Origin of the sequence: Novosphingobium sp. AAP93, assembly GCF_001296055.1 — a bacterium.
In the GTDB taxonomy this organism is placed as follows: Bacteria; Pseudomonadota; Alphaproteobacteria; order Sphingomonadales; family Sphingomonadaceae; genus Novosphingobium.
On the sequence record NZ_LJHZ01000080.1, the window covers coordinates 76,701 to 102,768 of the forward strand.

The 26,068-nt window shown below is 63.7% G+C and carries 29 protein-coding genes; 17 read left to right on the forward strand and 12 right to left on the reverse strand.

The window, feature by feature from the left end:
• Window positions 1-20: 20 nt before the first annotated feature.
• Window positions 21-761 (forward strand): NTP transferase domain-containing protein, encoded by a 741-nt coding sequence (locus tag IP83_RS12945; protein WP_054122632.1) that lies wholly within the window; start codon window positions 21-23, stop codon window positions 759-761.
• Between the two features lie 9 nt (window positions 762-770).
• On the opposite strand, the gene IP83_RS12950 is transcribed toward IP83_RS12945, so the two are convergent.
• Complete coding sequence (locus IP83_RS12950; RefSeq protein WP_143146760.1) at window positions 771-1,235, reverse strand: DUF2141 domain-containing protein; 465 nt, start codon at window positions 1,233-1,235, stop codon at window positions 771-773.
• Between the two features lie 325 nt (window positions 1,236-1,560).
• Between IP83_RS12950 and rpe the strand changes: the two genes are divergently transcribed.
• Genes rpe through IP83_RS12970 form a run of 4 tightly spaced genes read left to right on the forward strand, consistent with a single transcriptional unit; the run spans window position 1,561 to window position 6,524 of the window.
• Window positions 1,561-2,223: a ribulose-phosphate 3-epimerase gene (rpe, locus tag IP83_RS12955; protein ID WP_054122634.1), complete on the forward strand. Its 663-nt coding sequence runs from the start codon at window positions 1,561-1,563 to the stop codon at window positions 2,221-2,223.
• A gap of 4 nt (window positions 2,224-2,227) precedes the next feature.
• The gene (locus IP83_RS12960) at window positions 2,228-4,150 is read left to right on the forward strand and encodes a heparinase II/III family protein (protein ID WP_082364683.1); all 1,923 of its coding nucleotides are present in this window, start codon (window positions 2,228-2,230) and stop codon (window positions 4,148-4,150) included.
• Window positions 4,151-4,165: 15 nt separating this feature from the next.
• Complete coding sequence (gene purH, locus IP83_RS12965; protein WP_054122635.1) at window positions 4,166-5,758, forward strand: bifunctional phosphoribosylaminoimidazolecarboxamide formyltransferase/IMP cyclohydrolase; 1,593 nt, start codon at window positions 4,166-4,168, stop codon at window positions 5,756-5,758.
• A gap of 7 nt (window positions 5,759-5,765) precedes the next feature.
• A complete protein-coding gene (locus tag IP83_RS12970; RefSeq protein WP_054122636.1) occupies window positions 5,766-6,524 on the forward strand; it encodes an alpha/beta hydrolase in 759 nt (252 codons plus the stop codon).
• A 32-nt stretch (window positions 6,525-6,556) separates the two neighbouring features.
• On the opposite strand, the gene IP83_RS12975 is transcribed toward IP83_RS12970, so the two are convergent.
• From IP83_RS12975 to IP83_RS13015, 9 genes are all read right to left on the reverse strand, one after another.
• The gene (locus IP83_RS12975) at window positions 6,557-7,207 is read right to left on the reverse strand and encodes a cell wall hydrolase (protein WP_054122637.1); all 651 of its coding nucleotides are present in this window, start codon (window positions 7,205-7,207) and stop codon (window positions 6,557-6,559) included.
• A 200-nt stretch (window positions 7,208-7,407) separates the two neighbouring features.
• Window positions 7,408-7,785, reverse strand: coding sequence for a DUF1491 family protein (locus IP83_RS12980; protein ID WP_054122638.1), 378 nt, complete (start codon window positions 7,783-7,785; stop codon window positions 7,408-7,410).
• Between the two features lie 21 nt (window positions 7,786-7,806).
• Window positions 7,807-8,268 (reverse strand): PTS sugar transporter subunit IIA, encoded by a 462-nt coding sequence (locus IP83_RS12985; protein WP_054122639.1) that lies wholly within the window; start codon window positions 8,266-8,268, stop codon window positions 7,807-7,809.
• A gap of 139 nt (window positions 8,269-8,407) precedes the next feature.
• Window positions 8,408-8,974 (reverse strand): ribosome hibernation-promoting factor, HPF/YfiA family, encoded by a 567-nt coding sequence (gene hpf, locus IP83_RS12990; protein WP_054122640.1) that lies wholly within the window; start codon window positions 8,972-8,974, stop codon window positions 8,408-8,410.
• A 55-nt stretch (window positions 8,975-9,029) separates the two neighbouring features.
• Window positions 9,030-9,719 (reverse strand): DNA polymerase III subunit epsilon, encoded by a 690-nt coding sequence (gene dnaQ / locus IP83_RS12995; RefSeq protein WP_054122641.1) that lies wholly within the window; start codon window positions 9,717-9,719, stop codon window positions 9,030-9,032.
• A gap of 40 nt (window positions 9,720-9,759) precedes the next feature.
• The gene (gene coaE / locus IP83_RS13000; protein ID WP_054122642.1) at window positions 9,760-10,362 is read right to left on the reverse strand and encodes a dephospho-CoA kinase; all 603 of its coding nucleotides are present in this window, start codon (window positions 10,360-10,362) and stop codon (window positions 9,760-9,762) included.
• The gene (aroE, locus tag IP83_RS13005) at window positions 10,359-11,213 is read right to left on the reverse strand and encodes a shikimate dehydrogenase (RefSeq protein ID WP_054122643.1); all 855 of its coding nucleotides are present in this window, start codon (window positions 11,211-11,213) and stop codon (window positions 10,359-10,361) included. The genes coaE and aroE overlap by 4 nt, the downstream gene beginning before the upstream one ends.
• Entirely contained in the window at window positions 11,210-11,794 is a 585-nt protein-coding gene (locus tag IP83_RS13010) for a nucleoside triphosphate pyrophosphatase (protein WP_054122644.1), read from the reverse strand. The genes aroE and IP83_RS13010 overlap by 4 nt, the downstream gene beginning before the upstream one ends.
• 18 nt (window positions 11,795-11,812) lie before the next feature.
• Window positions 11,813-12,655 (reverse strand): pyruvate, water dikinase regulatory protein, encoded by an 843-nt coding sequence (locus tag IP83_RS13015; RefSeq protein ID WP_054122645.1) that lies wholly within the window; start codon window positions 12,653-12,655, stop codon window positions 11,813-11,815.
• A 337-nt stretch (window positions 12,656-12,992) separates the two neighbouring features.
• Between IP83_RS13015 and hemE the strand changes: the two genes are divergently transcribed.
• The 4 genes from hemE (at window position 12,993) to IP83_RS20280 (ending at window position 16,411) form a co-directional block, all read left to right on the forward strand.
• Window positions 12,993-14,030, forward strand: coding sequence for a uroporphyrinogen decarboxylase (gene hemE, locus IP83_RS13020; protein ID WP_054122646.1), 1,038 nt, complete (start codon window positions 12,993-12,995; stop codon window positions 14,028-14,030).
• Between the two features lie 78 nt (window positions 14,031-14,108).
• Window positions 14,109-14,552 (forward strand): CopD family protein, encoded by a 444-nt coding sequence (locus IP83_RS13025; protein ID WP_054122647.1) that lies wholly within the window; start codon window positions 14,109-14,111, stop codon window positions 14,550-14,552.
• Between the two features lie 153 nt (window positions 14,553-14,705).
• Window positions 14,706-15,962 (forward strand): transcription termination factor Rho, encoded by a 1,257-nt coding sequence (gene rho, locus IP83_RS13030; protein WP_054122648.1) that lies wholly within the window; start codon window positions 14,706-14,708, stop codon window positions 15,960-15,962.
• An 80-nt stretch (window positions 15,963-16,042) separates the two neighbouring features.
• Window positions 16,043-16,411, forward strand: coding sequence for a hypothetical protein (locus IP83_RS20280; RefSeq protein ID WP_156309710.1), 369 nt, complete (start codon window positions 16,043-16,045; stop codon window positions 16,409-16,411).
• Between the two features lie 12 nt (window positions 16,412-16,423).
• On the opposite strand, the gene IP83_RS13040 is transcribed toward IP83_RS20280, so the two are convergent.
• Complete coding sequence (locus IP83_RS13040; RefSeq protein WP_054122650.1) at window positions 16,424-16,807, reverse strand: nuclear transport factor 2 family protein; 384 nt, start codon at window positions 16,805-16,807, stop codon at window positions 16,424-16,426.
• A 92-nt stretch (window positions 16,808-16,899) separates the two neighbouring features.
• On the opposite strand from IP83_RS13040, the gene IP83_RS13045 reads away from it, so the two are divergent.
• Entirely contained in the window at window positions 16,900-18,042 is a 1,143-nt protein-coding gene (locus IP83_RS13045) for an aspartyl/asparaginyl beta-hydroxylase domain-containing protein (protein ID WP_156309711.1), read from the forward strand.
• A 7-nt stretch (window positions 18,043-18,049) separates the two neighbouring features.
• On the opposite strand, the gene IP83_RS13050 is transcribed toward IP83_RS13045, so the two are convergent.
• Window positions 18,050-18,748, reverse strand: a complete 699-nt coding sequence (locus tag IP83_RS13050) for a dienelactone hydrolase family protein (protein ID WP_054122651.1) — start codon at window positions 18,746-18,748, stop codon at window positions 18,050-18,052.
• Window positions 18,749-18,858: 110 nt separating this feature from the next.
• On the opposite strand from IP83_RS13050, the gene IP83_RS13055 reads away from it, so the two are divergent.
• The 7 genes from IP83_RS13055 (at window position 18,859) to IP83_RS13085 (ending at window position 26,022) form a co-directional block, all read left to right on the forward strand.
• Window positions 18,859-19,137 (forward strand): DUF6489 family protein, encoded by a 279-nt coding sequence (locus IP83_RS13055; protein WP_054122652.1) that lies wholly within the window; start codon window positions 18,859-18,861, stop codon window positions 19,135-19,137.
• A 13-nt stretch (window positions 19,138-19,150) separates the two neighbouring features.
• Window positions 19,151-20,446 (forward strand): tRNA uridine-5-carboxymethylaminomethyl(34) synthesis GTPase MnmE, encoded by a 1,296-nt coding sequence (mnmE, locus tag IP83_RS13060; RefSeq protein ID WP_054122653.1) that lies wholly within the window; start codon window positions 19,151-19,153, stop codon window positions 20,444-20,446.
• Window positions 20,447-20,518: 72 nt separating this feature from the next.
• A complete protein-coding gene (mnmG, locus tag IP83_RS13065) occupies window positions 20,519-22,366 on the forward strand; it encodes a tRNA uridine-5-carboxymethylaminomethyl(34) synthesis enzyme MnmG (protein WP_054122709.1) in 1,848 nt (615 codons plus the stop codon).
• Window positions 22,367-22,422: 56 nt separating this feature from the next.
• Entirely contained in the window at window positions 22,423-23,043 is a 621-nt protein-coding gene (gene rsmG / locus IP83_RS13070; protein ID WP_369817027.1) for a 16S rRNA (guanine(527)-N(7))-methyltransferase RsmG, read from the forward strand.
• Complete coding sequence (locus IP83_RS13075; protein WP_054122655.1) at window positions 23,040-23,816, forward strand: ParA family protein; 777 nt, start codon at window positions 23,040-23,042, stop codon at window positions 23,814-23,816. The genes rsmG and IP83_RS13075 overlap by 4 nt, the downstream gene beginning before the upstream one ends.
• Window positions 23,813-24,751, forward strand: coding sequence for a ParB/RepB/Spo0J family partition protein (locus IP83_RS13080; RefSeq protein WP_054122656.1), 939 nt, complete (start codon window positions 23,813-23,815; stop codon window positions 24,749-24,751). The genes IP83_RS13075 and IP83_RS13080 overlap by 4 nt, the downstream gene beginning before the upstream one ends.
• Window positions 24,752-24,867: 116 nt before the next feature.
• Window positions 24,868-26,022 (forward strand): acyl-CoA dehydrogenase family protein, encoded by a 1,155-nt coding sequence (locus IP83_RS13085; protein WP_054122657.1) that lies wholly within the window; start codon window positions 24,868-24,870, stop codon window positions 26,020-26,022.
• Window positions 26,023-26,068 lie beyond the last annotated feature (46 nt).

Below are 26,068 nucleotides of genomic sequence, written 5' to 3' on the forward strand. Positions count from 1 at the left end.
CGGAAGAGAGGACCGACCTGATGGACGCCGTGATCATTGCCGCCGGCTATGGCAGCCGGCTCGCTTCCCTGTCGCCATCAAAGCCGCTGACACCTGTCTGTGGTGTCCCGCTGATCGAGATCGGTATCCGGCAGGCGGCCGCGGCGGGGATCACTCGCGTTGTGGTCGTTACGGGCCACAAGGCGGACGATGTCGAGGCATTCCTGGCCGACCTGTCCCGGCGTGTAGCTGTTGCGATCGAGCCTGTGCGAGTGGCCGACTGGAGCAAGCCAAACGGCTATTCCGTCATGGCAGGCGCTTCGCGATGCGCAGGCGATTACCTGCTGATGATGGCGGACCATATGTTCGACAGTGCCATTCTCGGTGCCCTGAGCAAAGTGGGCAGCGAAACGCGCGACGTCACGCTCGGGATCGACCGGCAGACTGAAAGCCCGCTGATCGATCCGGACGATGCGACTTGGGTCAAGACCGATGCAAACGGCTTCATCAGCGCCATCGGCAAGACTATCCCCGAGTGGGATGCGGTTGACTGCGGCGCATTCCTCGCCACGCCTCGCCTGGCCGAGGCGATTGCAGCGGCGATTGATGTTGGAAAGTCCGGCAGCCTGTCCGATGGTATGCAGTGGCTGGCAGACCGCGGGCGGGCTGCGACCTGCGACATCGGCAACGCCTGGTGGATGGACGTCGATGATCCGCGCGCACTCTCTCTGGCCGAGGAGCTCGCGCCGCGCTACCTTACGGCAGCTTTCGCGGCGGGTTGATCGGGCCGATCAGAATTTTTTCACGTTGATGGTGATCGACTGATTTGGATGTTCGATCGTTACCAGCGTCGAGCGCAGCGATGGCGGCCCGAGAAAGATCGTCGGGTTGTTGGAGAAGCCCACTGCTTCGCTGGGGATGCCAAACAAACCGCCGCGATTGATCGTCCCGGACGAATCCTCGTCATGATAGATCGCGATAGCGTAAGTCCCCGGATGCGGCACAAACAGGCAGAACCGGGTCTGGCCAACCGTGGCCGGCGTGCTCGCGACGTAAAGCGATCCGTTCTTGACGAGGAAGCGCTTGGGTTCATTCGTGTAGAGCGTCGCCGTGATCAGGCCCTTGCTGTTGCGCACGCGGTCAACTGTGATGTTGATCCACGTCTCACTCGCCGGACCAATGCATGCAGGGGCCGCCTTTGCCGTGTCCACATGCAGCCCCAGGGGCGCAGTGATCAATCCCAGCACGGTTGCCATGGCAGTACGCCACTTCGGCAGAGTCATGACATCATCCCAAAACCAGCGCTTCTGAACGAGGGAGCGCGGACCCGGCGGCGCCATAGGCAGGCTTTGCACGGTTCGGCAAGGTGAACATTGTCGCAAACATTTGCCTTGGGCCGAACCGGTCCTGGCAGACGCCAGTCGTGTTTGCGCCGAATCGGCGGCAAATAGGGATAATCCGTGTGGAAAAGGGAGGTATCCACGCTTGTTCCGCCGATTCGCCACCGGTAATCGCTTTTGGTGATGGCCGCCGGGCGCAGAAGTGCCGCGTATAGCCAGTTCCTGTTTGCGAGTTTTCGTGATGGCCGCGCCGCTGATTTCCCCATCGATCCTCTCAGCCGATTTCGCACGGCTGGGGGAGGAAGTGCGGGCGATCGACTCCGCTGGTGCAGACTGGATCCATGTCGATGTGATGGACGGCCATTTCGTGCCCAATATCACTATCGGGCCCGGCGTGGTGAAGGCTCTGCGCCCCCACAGTGCAAAGCCGTTCGACGTCCATCTGATGATCGCGCCGATCGATCTCTACCTTGAAGCCTTTGCCACCGCAGGTGCGGATATCATCACCGTCCATCCTGAGGCGGGCCCGCATATCCACCGTACCGTTCAGGCCATTCGCGGGCTGGGCAAGAAAGCCGGCATTGCGCTCAATCCGGGCACACCGGCCAAGTTGCTGGACTACCTGATTGGCGAGATCGATCTGGTCCTCGTCATGAGCGTCAATCCCGGCTTTGGCGGCCAGAGCTTCATCGCCAGCCAGCTTCGCAAGATCGAAGCCGTGCGCAAGATGATCGACAAGACCGGAAAGCCGATCCACCTTGAAGTCGACGGCGGGATCGATGTTATGACAGCACGGCAGTGCATGGACGCCGGCGCTGATGTGCTGGTAGCAGGGACAGCCACGTTCAAGGGCGGTCCCACCTGCTATGCCGCCAACATCGCCGCGCTAAAGGGCGCTGACTGACGCCATGGCGCGCCTATTCTCCGGAATCCGTGAAGCCTCTGACCAGGGCATTGCGCGCGAACCGGAGCCAGATACCGCGCTCGACAGCGATACCCGGCGCCCAGCACTGCCGCTTGGTCCCGACCCGGAGCCGCTGGTCATTGCGCCGACAAAGTCGCGGCCGATCGCAGCAGAGAGCAATCCTCCTGTCGCCAGCGATGTTGGCAAGATTGCGCCTCTCGAATCGGGCCGGGCTCTTACCGTAGCCGATTTCTCACCGCCGCAGGTCAGCGCGGGCGAGCGGCTGATCCGGCTGGCCTATGGGCTGGGCCTGCCGCCCTCGGCGCTCAATCCCTTCCGCAAGCGCGCACGGCCGCGACTTACGGCCACCGTTGCCAGCATGCTGCCCGGTGACCCGGCATCCGGAACGGCGCTGCGTGCAGGGCATTTCCTGCTCCATGGCGTCAAACTCCCTATCGCCGATACCGAATTCAGCGGTCCTCGGCTCTCCCCGCCGTTCGAGCGTGTGGTCCACGGCTTCAGCTGGCTCGGCGATCTGGCAAGCTGCGCCACGCGGCCACAGTGCGCACCAGTGGCCGAACGGATTTTTGCGGCATGGCTCGCGGCCAATCCGCGCCCGGGAGCCGGTCCTGCCTGGGCCGTCGGAAACGCCGGGCACCGGCTCCTGTCGTGGCTGATCCATGCTCCGCTGCTGCTCTCGAGCCAGGATCGCAAGCTGCGTGCCCGGGTGCTGACTACCTTTGACGAGACCGCGCGCTGGCTGGACCGCCACGTTGGACGGGCCGAGGATACGCTCGCCGAAGTCGCCGGTTGGACCGCCATCACCGCCGCCGGCTTGCTGCTCGACGATGGCCGTGCGCGCAAGCTCTACGGCGAAGGCGGGCTGGTCAGGGCACTGGGCAATCTCGTGTGCGATGATGGCGGGGTGCTTTCACGCAGCCCGCTCGGCCAGATCGAGGTGATCGAACTGCTGATCGAACTGCGCGCCTGCTATGCGGCCGTTCGCAGCACCCCGCCGCCTCAGCTCGACGCGATCCTCGAGATGCTGGTTCCGCCGCTGCTCACCTTGCTTCATGGCGACGGTGGGCTTGGCTCGTGGCAAGGCGCCGGTGCGGTATCGCCGGAACGTATTGCCGCGCTGATCAAGGCAAGCGGCGTGCGTACACGTCCGCTGCGCGATGCGCGCCATTGGGGTTATCAGCGCGTCGCAGCGGGCAAGTCTGTTCTGCAGTTCGATGCTGCACCACCCCCCGTGGCGCGCCATGCGCGTGACGGCTGTGCATCGACGCTGGCGTTCGAATTCAGCCACGGCAAGGAACGCCTGATCGTTAACTGCGGCGGTGCGGCCTTTGCTGGAGGCCAGATCCCGCTGCGGCTGGCGCAGGGCCTGCGCGCTACGGCCGCACATTCGACGCTGGCGATCGACGATTTCAATTCCACCGCGGTACTTATCAACGGCAAGCTTGGGCCCGGCGTTTCGGAAGTCGAAGTAGATCGCCGCATCCTCACCGGCGAAGGTGCTGGGGCCACGCGGATCGAAGCGAGCCATAACGGCTATGTCAGCCGCTATGGCCTCACGCATCGCCGCATTATGATCATGCGCGACGATGGTAGCGAACTGCGCGGCGAAGACTTGCTGGTGCCGACCGGCCGCCGCGGCAAGCGCGGAATGATCGGTGTAGCCTTGCGCTTCCACCTCGGCCCCCATATCGAGCTGGCGCAAGGGCGTGACGGTCTTGGCGTCACGCTGGCCTTGCCCGACGGCAGCCTTTGGCAGTTCCGTTCCGGCCGCGATCCGGTCACGCTTGAAGAAAGCATCTGGTCTGATGGCATGGGACGGCCGCTCGCCACACGGCAGCTGGTGATCTCGGCCAAGATTCCGCGCAGCGGCGAGTCGTTCTCGTGGCTGCTCAAGAAGATGCGCTAGACAGGACATTCCATTGTGACCGACGTGACGATCAAGCGGGCGCTGCTTTCAGTGTCCGACAAATCCGGCCTTGCCGACCTCGGCCGCGCCCTTGCGGCCCATGGAGTCGAGCTGGTGTCGACTGGCGGGACCGCTGCAGCGCTGCGCGATGCCGGCCTGATGGTGCGCGACATCTCGGATCTCACCGGTTTTCCTGAAATGATGGACGGGCGTGTCAAGACACTACACCCAAAGGTTCATGGTGGCCTGCTGGCGGTTCGCGACGATCCCGCCCATGCGGCCTCCATGGCCGAGCATGAGATCGGCGCGATCGACCTCGTTGTGGTCAACCTCTATCCTTTCGCCGCCACTGTCGCAAAGGGCGCGGGCCGCGAGGAAGTGATCGAGAACATCGACATCGGCGGCCCCTCGATGGTGCGCTCAGCGGCCAAGAACCACCACTACGTGACCATCGTGACCGATCCCGCCGACTATGCGGTGCTGATAGATGCGCTAGAAGCGACCGGCGGTGCCACCAGCCTCGATTTCCGCAAGGCGATGGCCGCCAAGGCCTTTGCCGCGACAGCAGCTTACGACGCGGCGATCGCGCAGTGGTTTGCCGTCACTGACCAGCAGCAGCACTTCCCGCAAACCTTGCTCTCGGCAAGCAAGCTGGTCTCGACGCTGCGCTACGGCGAGAACCCGCATCAAAGCGCCGCGCTCTATGTGCCAGCGCAGGGCGGCCCTGTGAAGGGTCTGCCGCAGGCACGGCAATTGCAGGGCAAGGAACTGTCCTACAACAATTACAATGACGCCAATGCGGCACTCGAACTGATCGCGGAGTTCGGAGCGGACAAGCCCGCCGTGGTCATCGTCAAGCATGCCAATCCCTGCGGTGTGGCCGTCGCGGCGACCCCGCTTGAGGCGTGGAAAGCAGCGCTCGCCTGCGATTCGGTCTCCGCATTCGGGGGCATCGTCGCGCTCAACACCCCGCTTGATGGTGCCACCGCCGAAGCGATCTGCGAGATTTTCACGGAAGTCGTGGTTGCACCCGGCGCCGACGAAGCTGCGCTGGCTGCGTTCGCCCGCAAGAAGAACCTTCGCCTGTTGCTCCTTGATGAAATGCCCTCTGCAAGCCGCGCCGGGCTGGTCACCGTGCCCATCGCTGGCGGTCTGCTTGTACAGGATCGCGACAATGGCGAGCTGACCGACGACATGCTGCAGGTGGTGACCAAGCGCCAGCCGACCGCGCAGGAGCTTGCCGATTGCCGCTTCGCCTGGACTGTCGCCAAGCACGTCAAATCCAATGCCATCGTCTATGCGCGGGATGGGGTGACGGCGGGCATCGGCGCAGGCCAGATGAATCGTCGCGACAGCGCGCGGATCGCCGCCGCGAAGGCGCAGGAAGCCGCGGAGACTTATGGCTGGGACGCACCGCGCACCGTCGGCTCTGCGGTCGCGTCGGACGCCTTCTTTCCGTTCGCCGACGGTCTGCTGGCTGCCGTGGAAGCGGGCGCTACGGCTGTCATCCAACCTGGCGGCTCGATCAGGGACGACGAAGTGATCGCAGCGGCCGATGCTGCCGGTCTCGCGATGGTCTTCACGGGAATGCGTCACTTCCGGCATTGACGGCTGTATGGAGATTGCCGTGAGAACTATCTATTTTCACGGCAATCCCGGCGCTCCAGCCGAACTGGCACTTTTGGGTGGTGAAGCCGTCCGATCATGGATTGCGCTGGATCGGGCTGCGCTGCCGCTTGAACCGGAATCCCGCATCGGGCAATTGGTTGCGAGCATCTCTGAGCTTGGCGCCGTAGGGCCTGTGCGCCTCGTCGGCTTCTCGGCGGGGGCGCATGTCGCGCTTCAAGTCGCAGCGCGAATACCCGCCGCTGATCTGACTCTGCAGCTGGTCTCCCCGGCGGGACCGCTCGAAATTGGCAACTTTCTTGGCAAAATGGCTGGCGCGCCGATCTTCCGGGCAGCGATGCAGCGACCGCGGTTGTTCGCTGCCTTGGCGGGGGCGCAGTCATTTTGCGCAGCGCGACTGCCGCACCTGCTTACCCACTTTCTGTTTGCGACCGCGCAAGGCGATGATCGTGAACTGAAAGCTGATGCGCAGTTTGTCGGTCCCTACCGCCAGGTGCTGCAATCATGCCTGATTGGAGGACTTCCAAGCTACAAGGCGGAAATCGAGGCCTATGTCCGGCCGTGGGCGGGACTGCTGTCAGACGTGATACATGCTGTCACAATCTGGCAGGGCAGCGCCGACAATTGGACTCCGCCTGAAATGGCGCAGTCCATGGCTCAGCGCCTTCCCAACGTTCACGCGCTCCACTTGCTTGCGCGCCAATCGCACTTCTCGACGTTGCGGACGGCGCTTGCAGCCATGGCCTGAGGCCAGGGCTGCAAGAATCCGATCAGACGCGATCAGCGATAGAAGACGTGGTTATCCACCCGCGCCATGCGGGTCTTGCCCCAGGACGGCGCGATATGCGCCGCGTGGAAGAACATCGCGCCTTCCACCGGGCTTTTCCAGGCGCCGCTGTCGGCAATTACGGCGATCTTCACGGCCTGCTGCCACTTGGCACTATCGTGATCAACCCACGGCATCGCATTGGCGCGGACGAACGAGAACTGCGAGGGCTGGTAGACGACCCCGCAATAGGAGCTCGGGAAACGGCCTGAGGCTGCGCGGGTGACGATCACACGCCCAACCGCCAGCTGGCCGGCAAGGGTTTCGCTGCGCGCCTCGAAGTAGACAGCGCCGGCAAGGCATTCCATCTCGCGCGAAAGCGATGCGGGGAGCGGCGTACGCTCAACCAGATCGGCCAGAGTAGAGGCAGACGGCAAGGCGTCCGCGCTATCAGGCTCAGTCCGTTCGGGCTGGGGAAGGGGCTGTTCGACCGGCCGGAACACACTCGTGCGGGGTTCAACGGTTATGGCCGAGGATCCGGGTGCTTCAGCGACCGGGATCTGGATGTCCTGTGCTTTCGCACCGGAACCGCCGGTGCTGAACAGGATAGTGGCAAGACTTGCAGCAATGCACACGGCACTGGCGACACGGAACTGGCGGCTCATGCAACTTCGTCATTGGGCGGTGAACGTCGGCACAAAGCGCGATCGGTTCAGTCAAAGCAGGACTTGGCTGCAAGACTGATGCCGCTCGAAGGCTCTGGCGTCTGCCCCCCGTCTGCGTGCTGGCGTGGAGGCTTTCTTGCCGTCTCATCGCTGCCTACGCGTGGTCGAGAGCGGGCGCCCTAAGGAATGTACTCAGTGAGTCAACCCATGAATCCGTGTTTGTTCTCAATTTCCTCAAGATTCCGGATGAACTGTTCGCCGTCCGCGATGGCCAGTTCGACAATCCACAAGTCGCGGTCCTGCGCAGCTCGGCGGCTCAGATACTGATCGAACTCCGCTTTATCTTGAGGATCTTGGGCTTTCGAAAGGGTCCAGCCTAGAGTGCCATCCGGCTTTGGCAAGCGCTCATAGACCTGCGCACTTGACTGACCAAACCCTTGATTGATGACAATAACAATCAAGATCGTGCCGCTGTCCAGCTCGCCGCGATGCACGACAACGCCGAAGCCGCCTTTGGCTTCGACAAGGCGAATCAGGGCTGTCACTTCAAGAGCGGCCGGAAGGCGGCTTCCGCTCATTTCACGCGCGGGACCAAGTGGTCAGGCGGCGTCGCGGTCGATGACATTGACGAGCAATGCGTAGATCGCATCGGCATCGGGCGCGGCGATCAGGCGCTCGTGCATGCGTTCATCGCGCATCAGCCGGGAGATCGCCGCGAGGGCCTGCAGGTGCGTTGCACCGGCCTGTTCGGGCGAAAGCAAGCCGAATACGCAATCGACCGGCATTCCATCCGACGAAGCGAAGTCGACCGGATTCTCCAAGCGGAAAAAGGCCGCGACCGGCCGCGCCAATGATTCCAGCCGAGCATGAGGGATAGCGACACCCCGGCCAAAGCCGGTGCTGCCAAGTGTTTCGCGTTCCTCGATCTGTTCAAGGACCGTCGCACGGTCAAGCGAGTAGACCTCGCCGAAGCAATCCGCGAGCGCGCCGAGGATCTGCGTCTTTGTTTCGGCGCGCACGATGCGCACAGCCTGAAGATCGATCGAGAAAAGAGCGGTCATGGAAACAGTGATGCCGGAAAATGCGCTCGCGCGCCTGGTGTGGTGCGGCCCATGCGCCCGAACGCGACGCGGTGCAAGCACCGAATCGCGTTCCCGCGCCCACTGACAGCCTTGCCGGACATCAGATATGCAGCCGCACTTACTTGGCCGGTGCGACCCAGCCGATCGAACCGTCACCACGGCGATAGACCATGTTGTGCACGCCGGTTCCGGCGTTCTTGAACAGCAGCGCGTTGGTATTGCGCAGATCGAGCATCATCACCGCGTCCGACACGCTGGCGGTCGGCACGTCAACGCGGGTTTCCGCAATGACGAGCGGCGCATCGGCCGGCTCTTCGGTCTCGGTCTCCTCGACAACGAAGACGGTGTAAGCGGCTTCTTCTTCGCGGCGGGCGTGATCGGCCTGGTCCTGCCTGGCATTGATCCGGCGCTTGTAACGGCGCAGCTGCTTGTCGATCTTCTCGGCCGACTGATCGAGCGCGATGTGGGCATCCTGCGCGACCGCGCTGCCCTTGAGGATGAGGCCCTGCGCCACGTGGGTGACGATATCGCAGCGGAAGCCGCCATGTGGCGCCTTGCCAAGAGTGACGTGCGAAGTCAGCGCACGCGAGAAGTACTTGTCGACAATCGCGGAAAGGCGCTCTTCGGCATGAGCTTCGAAGGCGGCGCCGGTATCGACCTGATGGCCCGAAACGCGAATATCCATAAGTCCACTCTCCTTCGCTCAAATCCCTGCCCGGACCGAACCGGGAAGGGCAAACCTACTGCAGCCAGATGGCGCCCTTGATTCCTTCGACAAACGCCGCGTGCCGGGCGAGTTCCTCCGCGCTGGCGGTATGCGGTCTGGCCGGCCGATGCATGCGTGGCGCCTCCACACGGACCGCAGTTGTAACCGTTACTGTCGTCACTTCGACTTCTGCGGCGAGTTCGAGGCCGATCTGCCGACCGCCCATGAGTTCGACATAGAGCTGTGCCAGAAGCTCGGCGTCGAGCAACGCGCCGTGGCGGACACGGTGGCTGCGATCGATGCCATAGCGCGAGCAAAGCGCATCAAGGCTCAGCTTGGCGCCGGGATGCTTGCGCCGGGCAATCGCCACGGTATCGACCATCCGCCCGCGATCTACAGCGGGGAGCTGGCACATGGCGAGCTCGGCATTGAGGAAGCCGAAGTCGAACCCGGCATTGTGCGCAACGAGCGGGGCATCGCCCAGGAAGGCGAGGAGCTCCTCCGCCAGTTCGGCAAACCGCGGCTTGTCAGCCAGGAACGCGCTGGACAGACCGTGCACAGCCTCTGCCTCGGCGGGCATCGAACGATCCGGGTTGAAATAAGCATGGAAAACCGCGCCGGTGGGCACACGGTTCACCATCTCGATGCAGCCAATTTCTACCAGCCGATCGCCGCTCTGCGGGTCGAGGCCGGTCGTCTCTGTATCGAAAACGATCTCACGCATTTGCGATAGTCTGGACCCGAGCAAGGGGGCTTACAAGGCTTCAGCGCGGGTTTTTTTGCCGTAGGGCCGAGACCAGTGCGGCGACCTGCTCGCGCGTTTCGGCGAGCGTCATGCCGGTGTCGATGACGTGGTCGGCGCGCGCGCGCTTTTCGGCATCGGGAACCTGCAGGGCGAGGATGTGGGCGAATTTTTCCGGCGTCATGCCTGGGCGGGCCAGAACACGGGTGCGCTGCATCTCGGCCGGCGCTGACACAACAACAACCGCGTCGAGACCGGTGGCGTGGCCTTTTTCAAAGAGCAGCGGGATATCGAACACGACAATCGCCTCACCGGCATGCTCGAGCATGAAGGTCGCGCGTTCGTCGGCAACCGCCGGATGGACGATCGCTTCAAGCCGCGCCAGCGCTTCGGGATTGCCGAAAACCTGGGCACCGAGCGCCGGACGATCGACGCCATGAGGGCCAGTGGTGCCGGGAAAGGCAGCTTCGATCGCGGGTAGCAGCGTACCGTTCGGCCCTTGCAGGCGGTGAACCGCGGCATCGGCATCGAACACCGGCACGCCAAGTTCGCGCAGCATCAGCGCGACGGCGGACTTGCCCATCCCGATCGAGCCGGTGAGGCCGAGGATAAAGGGGCGGCTCATGCAGCCAGCACCCTGCGCAGTTCGGCGTCCTTGTCACGCGGCGGCAGGGCACCAAAGAAGCGGCGGAACGCGTGATCTGCCTGACCGATCAGCATCGAAAGGCCATCGATGGTGCGGAAACCCGCAGCACGGGCGGCCTTGAGGAATGGGGTTTCAAGCGGGCTGGTCACGATATCGTAGAACACCGAACCCGGCGGCGCGTGGCTCAAGTCGAACACAAGCGGCGGTTGGCCGGTCATGCCGAGCGATGAGGCGTTGACGACGAGATCGAAACAGCCTTCGCGATCATCGAAGGCGAAGTCGGTTGCCTCGGCGAAATGCGCTAGGTCGATGGCGTGGTGTTCACCAGCGGGATCGAGTTCATCGAGCAAGGCTCGCGCCTTGTCCGGGTTGCGGCCGGCGAGGACAATGACCAGCTTCTCGTCCGCCAATCCCTTGATAATGGCGCGGGCAGCGCCGCCGGTGCCGATGACGCGGGCCATGCGGAAGTAGTGCGTCTTGGCGAGTTCGGAGCGCAGGGGCTCAAGGAAGCCCGGGACATCGGTGTTGTAGCCGACCAGCTGTCCGTCCTCGGGAATGATCGTGTTGACTGCACCGACGGCAGCAGCGAGCGGATCGAGCCGGTCGAGGAAGGGCATGACCGCTTGCTTGTGCGGCATGGTGACGTTGCAGCCGCGCCAGGCATGGTCAGTCCGGCGGGTGGTCAGAAATTCATCAAGGTCACTGGTGAGAACCCTGGTAGATTGATATTTTGCCTTTATATCAAGTTCTTGCAACCAAAATCCATGGATCGCCGGCGACTTGGACTGGGCGATGGGATCACCGATGACCTCGGCATAGGGCAAGCTCATGCGGGCAGCTCGCCGTGCGTGCGCAACGCGCCGAGCAGCGCCAAGAGCGGCATGCCGAGCACGGTGAAATGGCTGCCTTCGATGTGGTCGAACAACTGGACGCCGAGCGCTTCGATCCGGAACACGCCGACGCAGGCGCCAACGGCAGGCCATTCCTGCGCCAGATAGCCTTCGATGAAGTCGCTCGAGAGCGTCCGCACGCGCAGCTTTGCGGTTTCACAGTGACGCCATACCGGCACACCGTCGCGCACCAGAATGGCGGCTGAGTGCAAATGCATCGTCTGACCGGAAAAGAAGGCAAGGTGCCTTGCCGCATCGGCACGGCTGGCCGGCTTGTCGAAAGTCCGCCCGCAGACCTCGACCAGTGAATCTCCGCCGAGGACCAGACGGCCCGGTGCGCCGACCGAGACCGAAAGCGCCTTTGCTTCGGCAAGGATCTTCGCGATCTCGCAGCCGGGAACCCCGATCAGCTCGCGCTTGATTTCCGCTTCATCGACATCGGAACTGCGCGCTTCGAACGGCACACCGGCCGCCGTGAGCATGGCTTTGCGGCTTGCGCTTTGGGAGGCCAGAATCAGCATTCTCTCACCTTCGTCACTTCACAAGGCGTGGCCAGAGCCGTCCACGCCGCCATCGGGCCGCCGCTCATTGTAGAGATTGATGATCGCGGCGGCGGTTTCCTCGATGGATCGCCGCGATACGTCAATCACCGGCCAGCCATTATCCGCGAACATGCGGCGGGCGTACTGAACCTCGCGCGCGACATGCTCGCTATCGACATAGGCGGTCTCCGGCGCCTGATTGAGCGACAGCAGCCGGTTTCGCCGCACCTGGATCAGCCGCTCCGGACTGGTCGTAAGCCCGACAACCAGTGGACGGCGCAAGCTGAACAGCGCGGGCGGCGGCGGACTTTCCACAACGATGGGAATATTGGCGACACGATAGCCGCGATTGGCGAGATAGATCGCCGTCGGAGTCTTGGAAGACCGCGAGACACCGGCCAGCACGATGTCCGCTATCTCCCAGTCTTCCCATGCAATGCCGTCATCATGCGCAATCGTGAACTGGATCGCTTCGACGCGCTGGAAATAGGCGTCGTCCATCGCATGCTGGCGTCCGGGTCGACCCTTTGCTGCCTGCCCAAGCTGCGCTTCAAGTGCCAAAGTCACTGCATCAAGCGCAGGGACGCTGGGCAGACCGAGCGCGGCACAGCGGCTTTCCAGCAAAGCGCGCGTTTCAGCATTGACCATCGTAAACAGCACGAGGCCGGGATTGGCGGTGATCTCGCCCATGATCCGGTCGAGATGCTGCTGCGAGCGGACCATTGGCCAGAAGTGGCGCACCACATCGGCGTCATCAAATTGCGCGAGCGCCGCTTTGGCGATCATCTCGAGCGTTTCGCCGGTCGAGTCCGACAGGAGGTGCAAGTGCAGGCGCGGCATGGTTGCCCTTGGAGTCCGCCCCGGGAAAGGGCTGTGGATAGCCGCAGGATAAACCACGGGAGGAAACCGCGGACAAGTTTGGACTGCGATTGTGCCCCCGGAAGCAGCCTGCCGGCCCGCCGCTTGCGCACATCGGGACAAGGTTACCCACAGGCCGGGGACAACAGGGAGAACTTTCGCTTGCTCCCGAGACTGTTGAGAGTCGCTGACACACTTTCTTGTGGAGACGGCGGGACAATTCGGGCACACGCATGTCGTCCCCGCTATCCACAGGGCCAACAAACAACTTCAATCTGATTCAAAAGAATCTATAGATTTGAATTGGACCGACTGCCTGATGTCTGACCCTGTCACGAAGCCGCTTCTCGCCACCCTCAAGGGCGCCAATCTTTCCCGCCGTCCGATCTGGCTTATGCGTCAGGCTGGCCGCTATCTCCCGGAATATCGCGAACTGCGTGCCGAGAAGGGCGGTTTCCTTGCGCTGGTCTATGATTCTGCAGCTGCTGCGGAAATCACCCTCCAGCCCCTGCGGCGGTTTGGTTTCGATGGGGCAATCCTGTTCTCTGACATCCTGATCGTGCCCTATGCAATGGGGCAGGATCTCCAGTTCCTTGCCGGCGAAGGTCCGGCGCTCTCTCCCCGCCTGCTCGATGCGGGTCTGGAGACGCTCAGGAGCGTCCCTGAGCGCCTTTCGCCGATCTATGAGACCGTGGCACAGGTCAGCGCCGCTTTGCCTCCTGAGGCGACCATGCTGGGCTTTGCGGGCAGCCCCTGGACCATCGCGACCTATATGGTGGCAGGCGAAGGCAGCCGTGACCAGCACGATACCCGCGCCCTGGCCTACAAGGACCCCGGCGCATTCCAGGCGATCATCGATGCCATTGTCGATGTGACCGTGGAATACCTCAGCGGTCAGGTGAAGGCCGGAGCCGAAGGCTTGCAACTGTTCGACAGCTGGGCTGGCAGCCTCGCCCCCGCTGAATTCGAGCGCTGGGTCATCGCCCCCAATGCGCGCATCACCGCGGAAATGCACAAGCTGCATCCAGATGTGCCGATTATCGGTTTTCCCAAGGGTGCGGGCGAAAAGCTGGCTGCCTATGCCGAAGGAACAGGCGTGGATGCGGTTGGCGTCGACGAGACGATCGATCCGGTCTGGGCGGCCAAGGCGCTGCCCGCTGGGCTGCCCGTGCAGGGCAATCTCGATCCGCTGCTGCTGCTTGCTGGCGGTCAGGCGCTGGATGACGGCGCGCGGCGCGTGCTCGATGTGTTTGCCGACCGGCCGCACGTGTTCAACCTCGGCCACGGCATCGGGCAGTTCACGCCGATCCCGCATGTCGAGCGGCTGCTCGAGGTGGTGCGGGGCTGGTCGCACTGAGACGGATGAGGCGGTTCGCGATGAACCGCCCCAATTCCCAAGTTCCGATCCGGCGGCAAAGACGCTAATATCGGCAATATGTTGCAGGTGCTCGCGATGCTCTATCTCTGGCTCAAGGCCGGCCATGTCATCTTCGTGATCTTCTGGATGGCGGGCCTGTTCATGCTGCCGCGCTTTTTCGTCTACCATCAGGAAGCGCCTCAAGGCTCGCCCGAGAATGCGATCTGGATCGACCGCGAACGCAAGCTGATGAAGATCATCATGTGGCCTTCGCTGTTCATCGTCTGGGGATTTGGCCTGGCGCTGGCGGTGAGCGGCGAGTGGTTCGCGCAAGGCTGGTTCCACGCCAAGCTCGCGATGGTGCTCGTGCTCACCGGCTACCATCTTTGGCTGGCAACCTATGCGCAAAAGCTGGCGCGCGGGGAGCGGCAGCTGACCGGGCGGCAGCTGCGCTTGCTGAACGAGATTCCCGGCGTAACGGCAGCCGTGATCGTGGTGCTGGTGATCGTGAAGCCGTTCTGATTGATGCCTTAGATTGACGCGCGCGTTCGCCGGGCCTAAGCGAATCAGGCATTCCGGTTTGGCAGCGCCTCTTGTGCCTGCCCCCAAAGGTCCGCTTTCTCCAAGCCCAACGACCCACCGGCCCGCGCAATTGCCCTTATTCGGATACGACAGATGCATCTCAAGGAACTGAAGAAGAAGACGCCCGCCGAGCTGGTCCAGATGGCCGAAGAGCTCGATGTCGAGGGCGCAAGCACGCTGCGGCGCCAGGATCTCATGTTCGCCATCCTCAAGGAAGTGGCGGAAGATGGTGAGGAAATCCTCGGCATCGGCACCATCGAAGTGCTGCCGGACGGCTTCGGCTTCCTGCGCAGTCCCGAGGCGAACTATCTCGCCGGTCCAGACGATATCTACGTCTCGCCCAACCAGGTCCGCAAATGGGGCCTGCGCACCGGCGATACTGTGGAAGGCGAGATCCGCGCGCCCAAGGACGGCGAGCGCTATTTCGCGATCACGCGGCTGATCAAGGTCAACTTCGACGACCCGGAAGCCGTGCGCCACCGGGTGAACTTCGACAACCTGACCCCGCTTTATCCCAACGAGCGCCTGCGGCTCGATACGCTCGACCCCACGGTCAAGGACAAGTCGGCCCGCGTGATCGATCTCGTCAGCCCGCAAGGCAAGGGCCAGCGCGCGCTGATCGTGGCGCCGCCGCGCACCGGCAAGACGGTGCTGCTGCAGAACATGGCCAAGGCGATCACCGACAACCATCCGGAAGTGTTCCTGCTCGTGCTGCTGGTCGACGAACGCCCGGAAGAAGTGACCGACATGCAGCGCAGCGTGAAGGGCGAGGTGATTTCCTCGACCTTCGACGAGCCGGCCAGCCGCCACGTGCAGGTTGCCGAAATGGTGATCGAGAAGGCCAAGCGTCTCGTCGAACACAAGCGCGACGTTGTCATCCTGCTCGATTCGATCACGCGCCTTGGCCGCGCCTACAACACCGTGGTGCCGTCGTCGGGCAAGGTGCTGACGGGCGGTGTCGACGCCAATGCGCTGCAGCGGCCCAAGCGCTTCTTCGGCGCGGCGCGCAATATCGAGGAGGGCGGCTCCCTGTCGATCATCGCCACTGCGCTGATCGATACCGGCAGCCGCATGGACGAAGTGATCTTCGAAGAGTTCAAGGGCACCGGTAACTCGGAAATCGTGCTCGACCGCAAGGTGGCAGACAAGCGCATCTTCCCGGCACTGGACGTGGGCAAGAGCGGCACACGCAAGGAAGAGTTGCTCGTGCCGCAGGATCAGCTCAGCAAGATGTGGGTGCTGCGCCGCATCCTCATGCAGATGGGCACCATCGACGCGATGGAGTTCCTGCTCGACAAGATGAAGAACTCGAAGACCAACGAGGACTTCTTCGCGACGATGAATCAGTGACGGAGGAAACCGCGGCACCGGATGCGATGGTTCGCCTCGCAGTGTTGGTGTCGCGGTCAGAGGCGCTTGTCGTCGCGTCGATGCTGGAAGACCATGGTATTCCGGTTTGCATCGGCGGATCGGCGCACGCTTCAGTTTCAGTCAATTCGCTGGCGCTCGGCGGGCATGGCTTGTGGGTACCGCGGGTAGCACACCTACTCGCCTCCGAACTGCTGATCGAGGTGCTGAACGACGAGGAGTGGGCTTTCTCCTATGGCCTGCGCCGCGCAGTTCTGAGATTTTTGGGACTTTGGGCGGGCCTCAACGTTGCAGTCATCTTGCCGTTCGTGCTCGGCGCAGAAGTGCCGGCCATCGCTCTGAGCGAGATCCCTTTGGCATTGCTCGGCGTACCAGCCAATCCACAAGGTCGGGGTGATTACAACCTGCACCCTGATGCCTTACCAAGCTGAATTGAATGGCGCTCAGGTGTTCTGCAGCGCCGCCGCCATCATCTCCCACAGCTTGTTCATCGCCTTGAGCGGCCGCACCATCACTTTGAAATCGATGATTTTTCCATCGAGATCGAAACGGATCAGGTCGATGCCGTTGACGTGGATGCCGTCTACCGTCGCGGTGAATTCGAGCAGGGCTTCCGGCCCATCGACCAGCTCGCGGACATAGGTGAAGCCGGTATCAGCGAAGACCAGTCCGGCGGCGGTCAGGTACATCATGACCTTGGCGTGGCCTTGCTGCGGGGTGTGCACCACCGGCGAGTGGAACACCGCGTCGGGCGCGATGAGCTCGGACAGCAGGGCGGTATCACCGGTCTGCATATAGCGGTGCCAGGCGGCGAGGCCGGTCTGCATGAGGTCTCTCTCCTTGTTCTCTCGTGGCCTTGTGGCACGCCGGGAGCGCGCCTGCCATTGATCCAGCGCAGGTTTGCGCTAGTCGTGGGGGTATGACAACCGCTCCGCCGGAAAACCTTATCAGCGAGGGGCTGGCCGCGCTGCGTGCCCGCAATCCTGCGCGGGCTGCCGATCTGCTGCGTGCGGCCAGCGGTTCCATGACGCCGGAACGCATGCCGTGGCCGGCATTGGCGCAAGCGGAACTGGCACTGGGAAATCACGCAGCCGCCGAAGTGGCGCTCGATCGGCAGCTTGCGCTCGCGCCGCGCGATGTCGGGGCACTGCTGGCAAAGGGTCAACTGCGCCAGCGCGTGCGGGATGATCGCGCGGCGGTGAGCTTCTACACAACTGCACTGGCACAGGCGGGCGTGAGCGGCATTCCGCGTGGCATGGAAGGGATGGCAGCGGCGGCACAGGCCTTCATCGGCCAGATGCAGGGCGCCTTTCAGCAGCATCTGGATGCGGTGCTGGAGGTCGGCCTTTCGCCGGCGATGGAGGAAGCGCTCGGGCTTCTCAACGGCACGCGCGAGATCGATCTGCAGCGGCCATCGCTGTTCTATTATCCGGGCCTGCCGCAGCGGCGGTTCTATGATACTTCGGAGTTCGACTGGATTGACGCCGTGCTCGATCTGGTGCCGGAGATGCAGGCCGAGTTTACCGCCATCACGGCCGACGAGGCGCCCGATACCTTCGCGCCCTATGTGACCTCCACCCCCGACCGGCCTGCACCGAACAATCCGCTGCTGGGTGATCCATCGTGGGGTGCGTTCTACTTCTGGCGGGACGGCGCTCCGGTTGCAGCAAACGCCGCGCGCTGCCCGGCCACGATGGCCGCTTTGGCCCATGCGCCGATGCCGATGATTCCCGGCCGCGCGCCGAATGCACTGTGGTCGCGGCTCAGGCCCGGCACCCACATCGCGCCGCACACCGGCATGCTCAACACGCGCCTGATCTGCCACGTGCCGATCCGTACTGCACCCAGCTGCACCTTGCGGGTTGGCAGCGAGACGCGGACGTGGGAACCGGGCGTGCCGCTTATCTTTGACGACTCAATGGAGCACGAAGCGCGCAATGCGGGTCCGGAGACGCGCACAGTGCTGCTGTTCGAGATCTGGCGGCCTGAAGTACCGGAGGAAGACCGCACCGCCATAACCCGGCTGCTCGAAGGCATTGCGGGCTACGACGGGGCGGCCTGAGCTCCGCTCAGAGCAAATGCGCCTTGAAGAAGTCGCGCGTGCGCTCGTCCGCCAGCTGCGCGCCGGCTTCGTCGCGGCGCGAGCCCATCTCGGCGGCGAAGCCGTGATCGAGCCCGACGTAGTCGTGCAGCACGACCTTGGGATGCGAATCGAGCGCGGCATGAATCGCCGCCTGCGCTTCCGGGCCGACGAAGTGGTCGGCGGTCGGGATATGCAGCATCAGCGGATTGGCGATGGCGTGAGCCTCGTTCAGCATCTGGTCGATCATCACCCCGTAGTAGCCGACCGATGCGTCGATATCCGTGCGCGCGGCGGCCATGTAGGCCATGCGTCCGCCGAGGCAGAAGCCGACGAGACCGACTTTGTCGACACCCTGTTCTTGCCGGAGCCACTGGATCGCGGCCTCGATATCCTGCACGCCGAGGTTCGGATCATACTGCCCGAAGTACCCGAGCGCCTCCTGGAACTGCTCCGGCACATCGGGATCGAGCTCGACGCCGGGAGCGAAGCGCCAGAAGATATCCGGGGCCAGCGCGACGTAACCCAGCGCCGCCCAGTCCTCGCACTTCTTGCGGATGCCGGCGTTTACCCCGAAGATTTCCGGAATGACGATGATCGCCGCGTCGGTCTGCTCGGCGGGGGTGGCAACATAGACGGGGATCTCGCTCTCGCCGCCTAGGGTGCCGATGGTCGTCTTCTCGCCCATGGTGCTGGTCCTTTTATGGAATGTGTTCGTCGAGCGTTTGATTGGCGCTGTCCATGGACTTTGCCAAGAGCACATGACAGTGTCGCTGCGGCAAAGTGAGAGGTGTGCCCATGAAGGTCAACGTCGAGGTGGAATGCACGCCGGAGGAGGCGCGCCGCTTTCTGGGCTTGCCCGATGTGACGCGCGCCAATGACGTCTATGTCGATGCGATCGCCAAGGCGATGCAGGGCATGAACAGCGTCGACCAGCTGCAAGGCTTTGCCAAGCAGATCGCGCCGATGGGCGAGATGGGCCTCAAGCTGTTCCAGCAGTTCGTGGAGCAGGGCGCGGGTGCCGCGATGGCCGGGTTCAAGGCGGGCGCATCCGGAAGCGACAAACCCAAGACCTGAGCAGTCCCGCGCTGTGACGGATACGATTTTCGCGCTGTCATCCGGCGCGCCCCCGGCTGCGATTGGAGTGATCCGCATCAGCGGTCCTGCCGCTGGTCCCGCGCTCGAGAGGCTTGCCGGCAAGCTCCCTGTCCCCCGCCGCGCAGTGCTTACAGTGCTGCGCGATGCCGAAGGTGTGGTGCTTGATCGTGCCGTGGCGCTGTGGCTGCCTGGCCCCGGTACGGCGACAGGTGAGGACAGTGCCGAACTGCATCTTCATGGCGGGCGCGCGGTGGTGGCGGCTGTCGAGGCCGCGCTTGGGGTGCTGCCGGGACTGCGCCGGGCCGAGCCTGGCGAGTTCACCCGCCGTGCCTTCGCCAATGGCCGCATCGACCTTGCCGAGGCCGAGGGGCTGGCAGACCTGCTCTCGGCCGAGACCGAACTGCAACGGCGCGGTGCGTTGGCGATGGCAGGTGGGGCACTGTCGCGGCTCGTGGCGGACTGGCGCACGCGCGTCCTGACGCTCTCTGCCGCAATCGAGGCAGTGCTCGACTTCGCTGGGGATGATGACATCGATGATGACGGAGCAGTGGTGCCGCCGGCGATAACGCAGGGCTGCATGGCGCTGGCGGAGGAACTGTCAGTCTGGCTGGCACGTCCGCGGGCTGAACCGCTACGGGAAGGTTTCCGGGTGGTGCTGGCCGGACCTCCCAACGCCGGAAAATCAACCTTGTTCAATGCTTTGGTTGAAGACGAGGCCGCTATAACCGCGGCCGAACCCGGTACGACGCGCGATGTGCTTGTCCGTGCGGTGGCGATTGGCGGTGTGCCCTTTGCCTTTGTGGATACCGCCGGGCTCCGCGAGGAAGGTGCTGGAGCGATCGAGCAGATCGGCATTGCCCGCGCGCGGGCAGAGGCCGAGCGCGCCGATCTCGTCCTGTGGCTGGGGCCAGAAGGGGAGGGCCCCAAGGACAGAACGCTGTGGGATATTGCGGCGCAGTGCGATCGAATGGACGTGGCAGAGAAGCGGCAGGCGCAGTTCCGCCTTTCCGCGGTGACGGGCGAGGGGCTGAGTGCACTGCGGCAAGCGCTTGTTGAACATGCCCGCATTGCGCTGCCTCAGCCCGGTGCCGTCGCGCTCAATACGCGGCAGCATGGTCTGGTAGCGGAAGTGGCCGCAGCCGTTGCCGAGGCAGGGCAGTGCGATGATCCGCTGCTGGCAGCCGAGAATTTGCGACTGGCGCGGGTTGCGCTGGACCGTCTCGTCGGCCGTGCGGGAACCGAAGACATGCTCGACGCACTCTTCGGCCGGTTTTGCATCGGCAAGTGATGTTTCACGTGAAACAGTGACGATGACGGCTCCGCTTTGACGCGGAAGCCCGAATCGCATATCGCGACGCTCATGCACGAGTTCGACATCATTGTGGTCGGCGGCGGACACGCCGGCGTCGAAGCGGCCGCTGTCGCTGCGCGCATGGGCGCACGCACGGCACTGGTGAGCTTCGATCCTGCAATGATCGGCGCGATGTCGTGTAACCCGGCCATCGGTGGACTGGGCAAAGGTCATCTCGTGCGCGAGGTCGATGCCTTCGACGGGCTGATTGCGCGGGCGGCCGATGAGGCGGCCATCCACTACCGCATGCTCAATCGCAGCAAGGGCAGCGCCGTGCAGGGCCCGCGCGTGCAGGCGGATCGGCGGCTGTTTCGAGCAGCGATTCAGCGCATGGTGGCAGCGCAACAGGGACTGACGGTTGTCGCCGGCGAGGCGGCGGCGCTGCGTTTCGAGGGCGGTGCTGTGAGCGGTGTCGACCTTGCTGATGGAACCGCACTCGCTGCGCGTGCTGTGGTGCTGTGTACCGGGACCTTTCTGGGTGGGCGCCTGTTCCGTGGCGAAGAGCGGATGGAAGGCGGTCGTATCGGCGAGTCCGCAGCACACAGGCTGGCGGCGCAATTGCGCGGGGCAGGGCTGCCAATGTCGCGGCTCAAGACGGGGACGCCGCCACGTCTTGATGGCCGGACTATCGACTGGTCACGCCTTCCTGCGCAGCCGAGTGATTCCGAGCCGTGGACGATGTCGCCACTCACTAAAGCGCGTCCACAGGCGCAGGTCTTCTGTGCCATCGCGCGGACCAACCAGCGAACCCATGACGCCATCCGCGCGGGGCTGGACCGCTCGCCCCTGTTCAGTGGAGCCATTGATGCGCAAGGTCCGCGATACTGCCCGTCGATCGAGGACAAGATCCACCGCTTCGGCGACCGTGATGGACATCAGGTGTTCCTCGAACCCGAAGGGCTCGACGATCATGTGATCTATCCCAATGGCGTTTCGACGTCATTGCCGACCGATGTGCAGGTGGCGATGATGCGGTCGATGGAAGGGCTCGAGGCGGTCGAAATCCTCGTTCCGGGCTATGCCGTCGAGTATGACCACATCGACCCCCGCGCACTTCGGCGGAGTCTTGAGTTGCAGGACATTCCTGGTCTCTACTGCGCGGGCCAGATCAATGGCACGACAGGCTATGAGGAAGCGGCAGCGCAGGGTCTCATCGCCGGCATGCATGCAGCAGCAGCCGTGCTTGAGTGCGAACCGCCGGCGCTGGATCGTGCTTCGAGCTATATGGCGGTCATGGTCGACGACTTGACGTTGCACGGGGTGTCCGAGCCGTACCGGATGTTGACCGCGCGTGCAGAGTATCGATTGAGGCTAAGGGCGAACAATGCGACGACGCGGTTGACGCCGTTGGGGCTTGCCGCGAGGTGCATCGGACCTGAGCGGGCGGAGTGGTTTGCAGCTCGCGAACAAGCGCGGGCGAAGATTGTGTCTCAACTTGAAAAGCAGATTCTGCCGGGTGAGCTTAATGCGCATGGCATCGCTGTACGGGGCGACGGTATTCGCCGTCCGTTGCTGGAATGGCTACGCTTTCCGGAAGTGACGTTTGCCGCGCTTGCGCCATGGCTAGGTGGCGCCGAGATCGATCCTGACCTCGCCGATGAAATGACGGAGGACGCAGCTTACGCACCTTACCTTGCGCGGCAGGAGGCTGAGTTGAAGCAGCTTAGGGCGAGTGACGGTGTGCCGCTCGGCGATCGCTTCCCTTATGCCGAAGTACCCGGGCTTTCGCGTGAGATGGTCGAGCGGCTCGAACGCGCGCAGCCGGATACGCTGGCGGCAGCAGGTCGGGTGCCGGGGATTACGCCTGCAGCGCTGGCGAGTCTGCTGGTTGCCGCGCGGCGGCGGGTAGCCGCATGACGGTTGGGACGGAGGACGCCGTTCGCACTTGGCTGGCGGAGCGGCATGGCGATGCGATGGCGCGTCTTGAAGTCCTTGTCGGGGCGCTGCGTGAGGAAAACGAGAGGCAGAACCTCGTTTCGCGGCCATCGCTCGATGCGGTCTGGCAGCGGCACATCGTGGACAGCGCGCAGCTTCTGCATGTTTCACGTGAAACAGTGCCAGATGGCGCCTGGCTCGATCTCGGCAGTGGAGCCGGGTTTCCCGGGCTGGTTATCGCGGCCCTGCAACCCGAACGACCAGTTACGCTTGTCGATTCGCGGCGGCTACGGACGGAGTGGCTGGCGCGCGCGGCGGCGGTGATTGGGCTCACCAATGTCGAGGTCGTGCTCTCCCGGGTTGAGGATCTGGCTGAGCGGCGTTGGGCGGTAATTTCGGCTCGGGCCTTTGCGCCGTTGGACCGCTTGCTGGATGTGGCTTGGCGCTTTTCCACACCGGATACGCTGTGGCTGTTGCCGAAGGGGGCCAAGGCGCAGCATGAACTGGATGCGCTCGGCGCGGAATGGAATCGCCTGTTTCACGTGGAACAATCGTTGACCGATCCCGCCGCCGGCATCATCGTCGGAAATCTGCAAGGGCGCGCTGATACCGTCCACACCGGAAAGACCACGAAGCACAAGCGAGGTTCAGGCCGATGATCACGATAGCCGTCGCAAATCAAAAGGGCGGGGTGGGGAAGACCACCACGGCGATCAACATTGCCACGGCGCTCGCGGCGACCGGGTGGAAGGTGCTGCTGATCGACCTCGACCCGCAGGGCAATGCTTCAACCGGCATCGGCGTTTCTGCGGGTGAGCGCGAGCGATCGTCCTATGACTTGCTGATCGAGCAGGCGAGCGTGGCTTCGTGCATGATCCCGACGCGAATCCCGGGGCTGGATCTTATTCCGGCGACGGTCGATCTGTCGGGTGCGGAGGTGGAGCTCGTAAGCGAGCAGGACCGCACCAACAAGCTGCGCGTGGCGCTGGCCGAAGATGCAGGGCACGAGATCTGCCTGATCGACTGCCCGCCCTCGCTCGGCCTGCTGACACTCAACGCGATGACGGCGGCCAATTCGCTGCTCGTGCCGCTGCAGTGCGAGTTTTTCGCACTCGAAGGATTGAGCCAGCTGCTCCAGACCGTCGAGCGTGTGCAGGAGCGGTTCAATCCCGATCTTGGCATTCTGGGCATCGTGCTGACGATGTATGACCGGCGCAACCGCCTGACCGATCAGGTCGCGGACGACGTGCGCTCGTGCCTGCATGGTCTCGTGTTCGAATCGGTGATCCCGCGCAATGTGCGGCTTTCCGAGGCACCGAGCCATGGGCTGCCGGCGCTGATCTACGACCATGCCTGCGCCGGATCGCAGGCCTACATGAAGCTGGCGCGCGAGCTGATCGGCCGCCTGCCCGAGCGGAGAATTGCAGCATGAGCGAAGCTGAGGGCGCGGCAGTAAAGGCAGCAAAGCGGCCCGCGCTCGGTCGAGGCCTTGGCGCGCTGTTGGGTGAGACGCGGCGGGAAGAAGCGGTCTCGCGCATTTCGGTTTCGCCACCGGGAGAGGCTGTGGCGAGCGGTCTGGCCTCGCTCTCGGTCGCATCGATCGAGCCGCACCCCGAACAGCCACGGCGGCATTTCGATGAGGATGCGCTGGAAGAACTCGCGCGCTCGATTGCCGCGCGCGGGGTTATCCAGCCGGTCGTGGTGCGGCCGCTGGGTGGCGGGCGCTATCAACTGGTTGCAGGCGAGCGGCGCTGGCGCGCGGCGCAGCGGGCGCGCCTGCACGAGATTCCGGCGATTGTCCGCCCGCTTGATGATCGCGAGGTCACCGCGCTGGCGCTGATCGAAAATCTCCAGCGCGAGGATCTCAATCCCATCGAGGAGGCACGCGCCTATCAGCGGCTGTCCGAACAGGATGGACTGACCCAGCAGGAAATCGCCACCTTCGTCGACAAGTCACGCAGCCATGTCGCCAACCTGATGCGGCTGCTCGTACTGCCGAACGAAGTGCTCGACATGGTCGAGCGGGCCGAGCTGTCGATGGGCCACGCCCGCGCGCTGGCGGTGCTTCCTGACCCGGTGCCGCTGGCACGCGAGACCGTCGCCAAGGGCCATTCCGTGCGCGATATCGAGCGGCTGGCAAAGCGGGCGATGCGGCCCGAATCGGCGCCCCGGCGTGCGCGGGCGGAGCGCGATCCGGCAAGTTCGGCCGATATCGCTGCCGTACAGTCGCATCTCGAGGAGTTTCTCGGCCTCAAGGTCACGATACAGGCCGATTCCGACCCGCGTACGGGTTCGGTCATGATCCGCTACAAGACGCTCGATCAGCTCGATCTCATTTGCCAGCGGCTGACCGGGGGGGCGATCTAGGTCCGGTTGCCCGGAAGGACAGGGGCCTTAACCGGTCGATTAATTTCGATTGACCGGTCCGGATTGGTTTGCCTATCTTTCTGGGCAATAACAGACCTGAAACCGGAGAGCCTGCCATGTCGCTCGATCTGATTCCCCGCTCTGCCTACACGCCCGATCACGAGGCGTTCCGTCAGACGGTGCGCCGTTATCTCGAAACCGAAATCGCGCCCCACGCCAACGAATGGGCCGAGGCCGGGATCGTGCCCAAGTCGATCTGGCCCAAGGCGGGCGAGCTCGGGATGCTCTGCCCGACCGTTCCTGAGGAATACGGCGGCCTCGGCCTTGATTTCGGCTACAACGCCATCGTCGATGAAGAAAGCGCCTACTACGGCCGCGTCGCGACCGGGTTCTCGCTCCAGTCCGATATCGTGGTGAACTACCTCGTTTCGTACGGGTCCGAAGAGCAGAAGCGCAAGTGGCTGCCGAAGATGGTGGCGGGCGAAGTCGTCACCGCCATCGCGATGACCGAGCCGGGCACGGGTTCCGACCTTCAGGGCATGCGCACGACGGCCAAGAAGGACGGCAACCACTACGTGATCAACGGGTCGAAGACCTACATCACCAATGGCCAGAACGCCGACCTCATCCTCGTCTGCTGCAAGACCGACACCGAAGTCCAGCCGGCCTGGAAGGGCGTCTCGATCGTGCTGGTCGAAGCCGAGCGCGAAGGCTTCAAGCGCGGGCGCAACCTCGACAAGATCGGTCAGGATGAAGCCGATACCTCGGAACTGTTCTTCGAGGACGTGCGCGTGCCGATCACCAATTGCCTCGGCGAAGAAGGCAAGGGCTTCATTTACCTGATGAGCGAGCTGCCGCAGGAGCGCCTGTCGATCGCCGTCAGCGCGCAGGCCTCGGCGCAGAAGGCGTTCGACGACACCGTTGCTTTCACCCGTGAGCGCAAGGCATTCGGCAAGCCGGTGCTCGATTTCCAGAACACCCGCTTCACGCTGGCCGACCTCAAGGCCAAGCTGCAGGTCGGCTGGGCGCACCTCGACTGGGCACTTGCCCGTCACCTCAAGCGCGAACTGACCGCCGAGGAAGGCGCAGCTGCCAAGCTGTGGCACACCGAACTGCAGTGGGAAGTGATGGACAAGTGCCTCCAGCTCCACGGCGGCGCCGGCTACATGAACGAATACGCGATCGCCCGCGCCTGGCGAGGCGCACGCGTGACGCGCATCTTTGGCGGCACGAACGAGATCATGAAGGAGCTTATCGGGCGCAAGCTCTGAGCCTTGCTCATGACCAGCCAGAACTGCTGACACGACTGCCATGCGC

Excerpts from the sequence above, each read along its gene's own strand:
- IP83_RS12985 (WP_054122639.1), bottom strand. The coding sequence starts at position 8,268 with ATGACCGCTCTTTTCTCGATCGATCTTCAGGCTGTGCGCATCGTGCGC.
- IP83_RS13075 (WP_054122655.1), top strand. The coding sequence starts at position 23,040 with ATGATCACGATAGCCGTCGCAAATCAAAAGGGCGGGGTGGGGAAGACC.
- mnmG (WP_054122709.1), top strand. The coding sequence starts at position 20,519 with ATGCACGAGTTCGACATCATTGTGGTCGGCGGCGGACACGCCGGCGTC.
- coaE (WP_054122642.1), bottom strand. The coding sequence starts at position 10,362 with ATGAGCCGCCCCTTTATCCTCGGCCTCACCGGCTCGATCGGGATGGGC.
- IP83_RS13055 (WP_054122652.1), top strand. The coding sequence starts at position 18,859 with ATGAAGGTCAACGTCGAGGTGGAATGCACGCCGGAGGAGGCGCGCCGC.
- IP83_RS12950 (WP_143146760.1), bottom strand. The coding sequence starts at position 1,235 with ATGGCAACCGTGCTGGGATTGATCACTGCGCCCCTGGGGCTGCATGTG.
- IP83_RS13015 (WP_054122645.1), bottom strand. The coding sequence starts at position 12,655 with ATGCCGCGCCTGCACTTGCACCTCCTGTCGGACTCGACCGGCGAAACG.
- IP83_RS13025 (WP_054122647.1), top strand. The coding sequence starts at position 14,109 with ATGTTGCAGGTGCTCGCGATGCTCTATCTCTGGCTCAAGGCCGGCCAT.
- IP83_RS12975 (WP_054122637.1), bottom strand. The coding sequence starts at position 7,207 with ATGAGCCGCCAGTTCCGTGTCGCCAGTGCCGTGTGCATTGCTGCAAGT.
- aroE (WP_054122643.1), bottom strand. The coding sequence starts at position 11,213 with ATGAGCTTGCCCTATGCCGAGGTCATCGGTGATCCCATCGCCCAGTCC.
- IP83_RS13085 (WP_054122657.1), top strand. The coding sequence starts at position 24,868 with ATGTCGCTCGATCTGATTCCCCGCTCTGCCTACACGCCCGATCACGAG.
- rsmG (WP_369817027.1), top strand. The coding sequence starts at position 22,423 with ATGGCGCGTCTTGAAGTCCTTGTCGGGGCGCTGCGTGAGGAAAACGAG.
- hpf (WP_054122640.1), bottom strand. The coding sequence starts at position 8,974 with ATGGATATTCGCGTTTCGGGCCATCAGGTCGATACCGGCGCCGCCTTC.
- dnaQ (WP_054122641.1), bottom strand. The coding sequence starts at position 9,719 with ATGCGTGAGATCGTTTTCGATACAGAGACGACCGGCCTCGACCCGCAG.
- IP83_RS12960 (WP_082364683.1), top strand. The coding sequence starts at position 2,228 with ATGGCGCGCCTATTCTCCGGAATCCGTGAAGCCTCTGACCAGGGCATT.
- rpe (WP_054122634.1), top strand. The coding sequence starts at position 1,561 with ATGGCCGCGCCGCTGATTTCCCCATCGATCCTCTCAGCCGATTTCGCA.
- rho (WP_054122648.1), top strand. The coding sequence starts at position 14,706 with ATGCATCTCAAGGAACTGAAGAAGAAGACGCCCGCCGAGCTGGTCCAG.
- IP83_RS13010 (WP_054122644.1), bottom strand. The coding sequence starts at position 11,794 with ATGCTGATTCTGGCCTCCCAAAGCGCAAGCCGCAAAGCCATGCTCACG.
- IP83_RS12970 (WP_054122636.1), top strand. The coding sequence starts at position 5,766 with ATGGAGATTGCCGTGAGAACTATCTATTTTCACGGCAATCCCGGCGCT.
- IP83_RS20280 (WP_156309710.1), top strand. The coding sequence starts at position 16,043 with ATGCTGGAAGACCATGGTATTCCGGTTTGCATCGGCGGATCGGCGCAC.
- hemE (WP_054122646.1), top strand. The coding sequence starts at position 12,993 with ATGTCTGACCCTGTCACGAAGCCGCTTCTCGCCACCCTCAAGGGCGCC.
- IP83_RS12945 (WP_054122632.1), top strand. The coding sequence starts at position 21 with ATGGACGCCGTGATCATTGCCGCCGGCTATGGCAGCCGGCTCGCTTCC.
- IP83_RS13040 (WP_054122650.1), bottom strand. The coding sequence starts at position 16,807 with ATGCAGACCGGCCTCGCCGCCTGGCACCGCTATATGCAGACCGGTGAT.
- IP83_RS12980 (WP_054122638.1), bottom strand. The coding sequence starts at position 7,785 with ATGAGCGGAAGCCGCCTTCCGGCCGCTCTTGAAGTGACAGCCCTGATT.
- IP83_RS13050 (WP_054122651.1), bottom strand. The coding sequence starts at position 18,748 with ATGGGCGAGAAGACGACCATCGGCACCCTAGGCGGCGAGAGCGAGATC.
- IP83_RS13045 (WP_156309711.1), top strand. The coding sequence starts at position 16,900 with ATGACAACCGCTCCGCCGGAAAACCTTATCAGCGAGGGGCTGGCCGCG.
- IP83_RS13080 (WP_054122656.1), top strand. The coding sequence starts at position 23,813 with ATGAGCGAAGCTGAGGGCGCGGCAGTAAAGGCAGCAAAGCGGCCCGCG.